This is a genomic window from Salinisphaera sp. G21_0, assembly GCF_017744115.1.
Classification (GTDB): domain Bacteria; phylum Pseudomonadota; class Gammaproteobacteria; order Pseudomonadales; family Endozoicomonadaceae; genus Endozoicomonas.
Window position 1 is genome coordinate 1 of sequence record NZ_JAGHQW010000309.1, and the last position, 507, is coordinate 507.

Below are 507 nucleotides of genomic sequence, written 5' to 3' on the forward strand. Positions count from 1 at the left end.
GTTTTAATATTAATGGCTGCATTAATATCTCTGTCGTGATGGGTATTGCACTCAGGGCAGTCCCATTCACGAACAGACAACGGCAGACTTTCATGGACAAACCCGCAACCTGAGCAACGCTTTGAGCTTGGAAAGAATCGGTCGATCTGAACGACCTGTCTTTCAGCCCACTCTGCCTTGTACTGCAACTGTCGGACAAATTCTCCCCAGTTTGCGTCGGCTATGTGTTTTGCCAGTTTTGGATTCTTAATCATGTTCTTCACTGCAAGGTCTTCACAAACTACGACTTGGTTCTCGTTAATGAGTTTGCGGGATGCTTTGTGGGTAGCATCCATCCGGCAATCAGCGATCTTGGCATGAGTACGTGCAACCTTGAGCTTTGCTTTGGCTCTGTTACTACTGCCTTTCTGCTTTTTTGACAACTGACGCTGAAGGTAGGCGAGCTTTTCCTCGTAGCGTTTGGTGTGTCTTGGATTGCCGGATTTTTCACCGTCTGAAGTGATGAAC

The 507-nt window shown here is 47.1% G+C and carries 1 protein-coding gene; it reads right to left on the bottom strand.

All coding sequences use genetic code 11. From position 1 onward, the window contains the following. A partial coding sequence (locus J7439_RS26220) for an RNA-guided endonuclease TnpB family protein (protein ID WP_209204993.1) occupies positions 1 to 507 on the bottom strand: 507 nt, incomplete at both ends.